8 protein-coding genes are annotated in these 6,307 nt (G+C 70.0%); 1 reads left to right on the forward strand and 7 read right to left on the reverse strand.

Going from position 1 to position 6,307, the window contains the following annotated elements:
• From AB0M95_RS40440 to AB0M95_RS40460, 5 genes are all read right to left on the reverse strand, one after another.
• Positions 1 to 646: MIP/aquaporin family protein (locus tag AB0M95_RS40440; RefSeq protein ID WP_363776931.1), on the reverse strand; the 646-nt coding region annotated here is incomplete at its 3' end.
• Positions 643 to 2,712 carry a tyrosine-type recombinase/integrase gene (locus AB0M95_RS40445; protein ID WP_363776934.1) on the reverse strand — a complete coding sequence of 690 codons (2,070 nt, stop codon included), beginning with the start codon at positions 2,710 to 2,712 and terminating at the stop codon, positions 643 to 645. The genes AB0M95_RS40445 and AB0M95_RS40440, both read right to left, overlap by 4 nt.
• Positions 2,709 to 3,776 carry a tyrosine-type recombinase/integrase gene (locus AB0M95_RS40450; RefSeq protein ID WP_363776946.1) on the reverse strand — a complete coding sequence of 356 codons (1,068 nt, stop codon included), beginning with the start codon at positions 3,774 to 3,776 and terminating at the stop codon, positions 2,709 to 2,711. Before AB0M95_RS40450 ends, AB0M95_RS40445 begins: the two co-directional genes overlap by 4 nt.
• Positions 3,667 to 4,488, reverse strand: coding sequence for an aquaporin (locus tag AB0M95_RS40455; protein WP_363776937.1), 822 nt, complete (start codon positions 4,486 to 4,488; stop codon positions 3,667 to 3,669). Before AB0M95_RS40455 ends, AB0M95_RS40450 begins: the two co-directional genes overlap by 110 nt.
• Complete coding sequence (locus AB0M95_RS40460; protein WP_363776939.1) at positions 4,485 to 4,856, reverse strand: metalloregulator ArsR/SmtB family transcription factor; 372 nt, start codon at positions 4,854 to 4,856, stop codon at positions 4,485 to 4,487. The genes AB0M95_RS40455 and AB0M95_RS40460 overlap by 4 nt, the downstream gene beginning before the upstream one ends.
• 92 nt (positions 4,857 to 4,948) lie before the next feature.
• On the opposite strand from AB0M95_RS40460, the gene AB0M95_RS40465 reads away from it, so the two are divergent.
• Complete coding sequence (locus AB0M95_RS40465; protein ID WP_358526156.1) at positions 4,949 to 5,464, forward strand: ArsI/CadI family heavy metal resistance metalloenzyme; 516 nt, start codon at positions 4,949 to 4,951, stop codon at positions 5,462 to 5,464.
• A gap of 303 nt (positions 5,465 to 5,767) precedes the next feature.
• Here AB0M95_RS40465 and AB0M95_RS40470 read toward each other — a convergent pair whose 3' ends face one another.
• Both AB0M95_RS40470 and AB0M95_RS40475 read right to left on the reverse strand, forming a co-directional pair.
• Entirely contained in the window at positions 5,768 to 5,908 is a 141-nt protein-coding gene (locus AB0M95_RS40470; protein ID WP_358526155.1) for a hypothetical protein, read from the reverse strand.
• A 134-nt stretch (positions 5,909 to 6,042) separates the two neighbouring features.
• The coding region (locus tag AB0M95_RS40475) for a hypothetical protein (protein ID WP_363776943.1) at positions 6,043 to 6,307 on the reverse strand (265 nt) is incomplete at its 5' end.

The raw sequence follows: 6,307 nt of genomic DNA on the forward strand, positions 1-6,307 counted from the left end.
TGGCGATGGCCAGCACGGCCAGCGCGGCGCCGATGAGTTCCGCAATCAGGAACGCGCCGGTGGAGGCGGGAGCGATGCCAGCGAAGCTGTCGGTGAGCGTGCGGGCCAAAGTCGCTGCTGGGTTGGCGAAGCTGGTCGATGAGGTCCACCAATAGGCTGCTCCGATGTAGGCGCCGACGGCGAACGGCGCGGCTGACGGCCGTCGGGATCGGACGACGCCGAAGATGACCAGCAGCAGGCCGAAGGTGGCCACGACTTCGCCGAGCCAGAGGCCGGGCGAGCTGCGATGCGTGGTGGAGATCTGGACCGCGGGCAGGGAGAACATCAGGTTGGCGATGACGCTGCCCGCTGCGCCGCCGAGGAGTTGCGCGGTGATATAGGCGGCGGCCTGGCCGGTGGTTAGGGCCCCGAAGACACGGTCGGCAAGGGTGACCACCGGGTTGAGGTGGGCGCCGGAGACCGGGCCGAGCGCCAGGATGATGGCCACCAGCGCGGCGGCGGTGGCGGTGGAGTTCTCCAGCAGTTGCAGCCCCACATCGTCCGGGGAGAGCCGTTGCGCGGCGATGCCGGACCCGATCACGGCGGCCAGTAGTAGCGCGGTGCCGAGGAACTCGGCGAAGACGCGGCGGGCCAGTGCGGTGTTCATAGGCAGACCTGCCCGTCAAAGTCGTGGTTCTCATGGAGGGGTTCGCCGAGCTCGGTGAGCAGGGCCTGAATGCGGGCGGCGGTGGCCTGGTGGCGTTGGACCTCCCGTTCCCAGCCGCGGGTCCGGGCGTCGTCGATGAGGGTCTGCTGCATGCGATGACGGCGGCGCAGCCGGTCGGCGTAGCGGGGAGTGGTGACAAACTTGGCGCAGGACAGGTAGAGGTCGCACTCGCACGGACCCTCGGCGGGCAGCCGCAGGCAGTGACCAAGTTCCAGCTCGGTCTTGAGGAAGTTGGTGGTGAGCCAGTCAACGGCTTCGGGGCCGAGCCTCCCGCCCCGCAGCGCTTCGGCGGCGGGACCGGCGATGGTCGTTCCAGGAGTGAGGACGGACTGGTAGTCGGCCAGGACCTGGGGATCGCTGATCTGGGCGTAGACCATCGACATGCCGGGGCTGGTGTGGCCCAGAACCTGCATGATGGTGTGCAGGCGAGCGCCGGACTCGGCGAGCTGGGTCCCGACGGTGTGCCGGAACCGGTGCGCGGTGATGGTCGGCTGCCTGGCAGCGTCCACCAGCCCGGCCGCGACGCAGGCAGTCTCCAGCGAGGCGTCGAATAGGTAGGACGCCGAGCAGGGGCGTCCCTTGCGGACGAACAGCCGTCGCACCACCGTGCCGGACAGATCGTCGCGGAAGCCGCGTTCGGCGCCCCGATCGGCTTGAACGGCGCGGATGGCGTCGGCGGCGTCAGGGTGGATGGGGACCTGGCGTTCACGCCGGGTCTTGCCTGCGGGAATCCGCAGCCGCGGAGTGCCGTCGGGGTAGGCATCCAGGCAGTCCAGTTCCAGGCGGCGGATCTCGTCGCGGCGGGCACCACTCCACCGGGCGATCAGCAGCGCGGCCCGCTGGTAGGAGTCGGGCAGGCTGGTGACGGCGGCCATCAGCCGGTCCAGTTCGTGATCGGGGATATAGCGGGGCACTCGCCGGGGCATCTTGGGCAGGTCGCCCGCGCCCAGCAGCGGCCGGGTCGGCCCGCCGGGCCAGCCCCAGCTCGCGACGTCGCTAGTGAACACCGATACCGCCGATAGCATCGCGCGTTTGGTCATTATCGCCAGCGGATTTCCCGGCTGGCCGGCGCGCAAGGGGTGCCCGCTTCGGAACCCGGTCGCGGTGTCCAGGTAGGTGGCGAAGGCCAGCGCGTCCTGGCGGGTGACGTGCTCCCAATCGGTGACCTGCGGCGCGTGCTGGGCCAGGAATGCCATGAAGCGCCGCAATCCCAGCTCCACCTTCTCCAGCGTCGATGGGCGGGCGTCCAGCGCGCGGGTTTCCAGGTAGCGGACCAAGATCTTTTCCATCGCCGGTGGTCCGACGTGACGCTGGGCGTAGGTGGGTTTGGCCATGGACGGTGGCTCGGCGAGTTGGCCGCGGTGGTAGAGCACCGTCGCCAGCCGGTGCAGGTGGCTGCGGAGAATCCCGGCACGAACGGTGAACGCCTCCGCCGGGCCGTAGAAGGCGGCCACGTCCTCCCTCTTGGCGAACTCCGTGAGGGCCTGGGCATAGGCGGTCAGATCCGCCTCACCCAGCCGCGCGGGGTCGGCGTGGCCGGCGGCCAGCAGGAGCCGCCCGACCAGTGGCCAGAACGCGTGCTCGGACGACCGGCGGGTGTAGCCGAGCTGTACCGAGTCCGCTACCAGGCACTCGATGCCGGCGGCCAGGCTGCCGCCGACGTTGCGCGGGACCCGTAACGTCGCCGCAGCGGTCAGATACGGCCAATCCAGCCGCAGCCCATGCTGCAGCGACAGGTGGATCACGTAGAGACGGCCCTCGAAACTGATCCGGTCGGTCAGCCGATCGGCGCGCTGGCCGGGCAGGCTGCCCACCCGCACTGGCAGCGGCTCAGCCAGCCAGTCCTCCAGGCGCGGCCAGCGGGCCACGAACGCCCGCCGCCGCGCGGCCTGCTTCTGCCGCCAGACCTTGCTGACCGGCAACTCGGCCAGGTAGGCGGCGAAGGTCTGCTCATCGACGTGGCCGTCCGGCCACTGCGCGGGCCGAAGCGGTTCGGGCAGGCTCACGCGTCCTCGCCCGCGCTCGTGTCGGCGCCGCGGCCGAGCGCTTGGCGATACTCGGCGACCACCAGCGGGTCGGACACCCGGGTGCGGCGGGTGGACTCGGGTGTGGCGTGCCCCAACCGGCGCTGCAGCGCCAGTTCCCGCATGCCCGCCTCCCACATCCTGGTGGCGTGAGTGTGCCGTAGCGTGTGCGGAGTGATCCACGGCTGCCGGATCCCGGCGCGCTGCGCGCACCGCGCGAACATCCGCACCAGCCCGTCGTAGCCCAGCGGCTCCCCACGCCGGCTCCCGAAGCCGATCACGAACACCAGCTCCGTACTCGTCTCGGCCGGCCGCTCGGTCATCACGTAGGCGCTCAGCGCGGCCAGCGCCGCGCCCTCGTGCAGGTCGACCACCCGCTCGGTCCGTGACTTGCTCCGCACCCCCGCCGGATGATCCTCCCGGTGCCGGATCGTCACCCGCCGCCTGCCGTAGGCGACGTCTTCCAGATACAGCCCCAGCACCTCGCCCGGCCGCAGCCCGCCCTCCAGCATGAGCAGCAGCAACGCCCGATCCCGCAGCGACCGCGCCGCCTCCACCAGCGCCTGGACCTGCGCCTCTTCCAGCGGCCGCGGCAGGCGTTCCACCGTCTTGACCCGCACGCTGCGCCGTACCGGACGCTGCCGACTCGACGACCCCAGCGCCGGGCGATGCCGCTCGCTCACCCGTGCCAGTGCCGGATCGGGCCGCTGCTCGATCGGATTCGCGCCGCCCCACCCACCCAAGATCACGAACTCGTAGAACGAGGACACCGCCGCCAACGCCCGGTTCACCGACGACGGCGCCAGCCGCCGCCCGGTCTGGCCGGAGGAGTCCACGGCCACCGACAAGCCCAGGCGCTGGCCAGGGCCCGTCACCACCACCGACCGCAGATAGGCCAACAGTTCCAAGGCGTGCACCGCGGAGAAGTCCTGCCACTCATACCCCCGCGAGCCCAGGAACAGCCAGAAATGCAGCAGGTCGTAGGCGTAGGCCCGGACCGTGTTCGGCGAACAGCCCCGTGCCGACAGGTGCTCCAAGAACGCCATCACGACCGCCACCGGCCGCCCGTCGACGTCCACCAGCTCCACTACGACCTTGCCGTCGGCACCTACCGAACGCCGTACCCACACCCGCATCTCCAGCTCTGTCCACGATCGTCCCCCGCCAGGCCAAACGGCACCGGCCGGGAGGAATGATCAACGATGGTGTCCAGATAATGGCGAACGAGGTGGAGGAGGTGAACCAGTAGGCCGCGCCGATCCAGCACGCCACCGCGGCCGGAGCCAGGCGCGCGTGCCCGGCGCGGGCGAGTCCGAAGATCAGCAGGATCAGTGTGCCGGTCGCCACGACCTCGCCGATCCACAGGTGCGGCGCGAAGCGTTCGTGGGTGGACCAGGCCACCAAGGGCCGGGCGAACATGGCGTCGGCCAGCACCGCACCGCCGATCGCTCCGCCGATCTGCGCCGGCACGTAGACGGCCAGCTCTTGCAGGCTCAGCCCATCGCCACCCCGGCGGCCCGTCCACCAGGCGGCCAGTGACACCACCGGGTTGAAGTGCGCACCGGAGACCGGGCCGAGCAACACGATCAGCACGCCCAGGCCGAAGACCGTGGCCAGGGAGTTGGCCAGCAGTTGCACGCCAACATCGCGCGACAGTTCGGTGGCCTGGATGCCCGAGCCGACCACCACGGCCACCAGCGCAGCCGTGCCCACCGCCTCAGCCGCCACCCGACGGACCAGCGGAACAGCAGCGCTCACGCGCCGGCCCCGATGGCGATCGGGGCCTGGAGCAGGGAGGACAACCGGGCCAGCGCATCGGGCAGCACCCAGTAGTACACCCACGTCCCCCGCCGTTCCGAACCCACCAAACCGGCCTCGCGCAGCACCTTCAGATGGTGGGAGATCGTTGGCTGGGAGACGTCGAACGGGCCGATCAGGTCACACACGCACGCCTCACCACCCTCGTGCGAGGCGATCAGCGACAGCAGCCGCAGCCGGACCGGGTCCGACAGCGCCTTGAACATCCGCGCCAGATCGACGGCGTCGGTCTCGCCCAGCGGTTCGCGCACCATCGGCACACAGCACCCCTCCGTCTGGCCGAGCACCGGAAGCGACTGTTTCGACATGGGGCTATGTTGACAGGCGTCTAATCAGCGTGGCAACCTCCCAACCATATAGACGAACGTCGATACAGGCCCGTCAACGAGGGGAGACCGTCATGTCCCGCGTCCAGCTCGCCCTGCGCGTCGCCGACCTGGAAGGCTCGATCGCTTTCTACTCCAAGCTCTTCAACGCCGAGCCGGCCAAGCGCCGCGAGGGATACGCCAACTTCGCCATCGCCGAGCCCCCGCTCAAGCTCGTCCTCATTGAGGGAGAGGCCGGGCAGGACACCCGCCTGGACCACCTCGGCGTCGAAGTCACCTCCACCGAGGAGGTCACCGCCGCCACCAGCCGCCTGAAGGAGGCCGGTCTGGCGACCTTCGAAGAGAACGACACCTCCTGCTGCTACGCACTGCAGGACAAGGTCTGGGTGCACGGCCCCGGCGCCGAGCCGTGGGAGGTGTATGTGGTCAAGGCCGACGCCGACACCCTCGGCAAGAGCGAGATCCCGACCGCCGAAGACGACGCCTGCTGCGGCACCACCATCTGCTGCACCCCCGAAGAGAAGTCCGTCGACCCCAGCCAGACCGTCGCCGAGGCCAAGGCCGCCGCTGGCTGTAGCTGCGGGCGCTGAGCGAGGCGGGTTCTGTGGTGCCGGCATCCGGACGGCCTGCCCGACATGACGGCGATCGCGGTGCACAGGTGAAGGGATGGCCTGCTCCACCCTCTCGGCGTCGACCCAGCGGGCCGGCACGCTGAACGCGGCCAGCTGCTCCAGCTCATTCGCCAAGGACTACTCCCAGGCTGGACAGTCCCCTGATGCATGGGCGATGTCGTTCTCATCATCGTTTCCGTACGGGCCGAAGGGCCCGTGCTCGCCCGGGTCCGGTTGCCCCGAGCAGCAGGGCGCCGCCCTTGGCACGGTGCTGTGAGGGGATCACCGCGGTGCCGCTTCCAGCTGGCGCGCGGCGGCGGCCCGCAGCTCCCGCGCCTCAGGGATGTGGTTGTAGAGGGTGCCGGCGGAGACGCCGAGCAGCTTGGCGATGGAGGTGATGGAGTGCTCGGGGTTGGGCAGCATGTCGCGGGCAGCGCGCAGCAGGTCGGCGTTGACGACGGTCGGGCGGCCGCCGACCCGGCCGCGGGCCCCGGGCGGCGGCCAGGCCCTCGCGGGTGCCCGCCACGATGAGCTCCCGGATGAACTCCGCCATTATCTCAAGCCTTCCAGCGCATGTTCTCGATGTTCAGCAAGGTCGCCAGAAGCTCTGTGATCTGGTGTTGTGACGTGGTCATCTCCCCTTCATCCATGACGTTGATGAAGGGGAGGCGCCATGCTCGTACAGCGTGTCGCGTTGCCAACGGTCCGGGTGGACTCGTGGACGGTACTGGGGGACGACGATACGCAAAAGGTCCAAATGCCGAAAGAACCAGCAGACGGACCCGCATCGCTCCCCGCCGCGCCGTCGCCGGCAGCACTTCC

Source organism: Sphaerisporangium sp. NPDC051017 (assembly GCF_040683095.1).
Taxonomy (GTDB): Bacteria; Actinomycetota; Actinomycetes; order Streptosporangiales; family Streptosporangiaceae; genus Sphaerisporangium.

Excerpts from the sequence above, each read along its gene's own strand:
- AB0M95_RS40450 (WP_363776946.1), bottom strand. The coding sequence starts at position 3,776 with ATGGCGTTCTTGGAGCACCTGTCGGCACGGGGCTGTTCGCCGAACACG.
- AB0M95_RS40460 (WP_363776939.1), bottom strand. The coding sequence starts at position 4,856 with ATGTCGAAACAGTCGCTTCCGGTGCTCGGCCAGACGGAGGGGTGCTGT.
- AB0M95_RS40465 (WP_358526156.1), top strand. The coding sequence starts at position 4,949 with ATGTCCCGCGTCCAGCTCGCCCTGCGCGTCGCCGACCTGGAAGGCTCG.
- AB0M95_RS40470 (WP_358526155.1), bottom strand. The coding sequence starts at position 5,908 with ATGCTGCCCAACCCCGAGCACTCCATCACCTCCATCGCCAAGCTGCTC.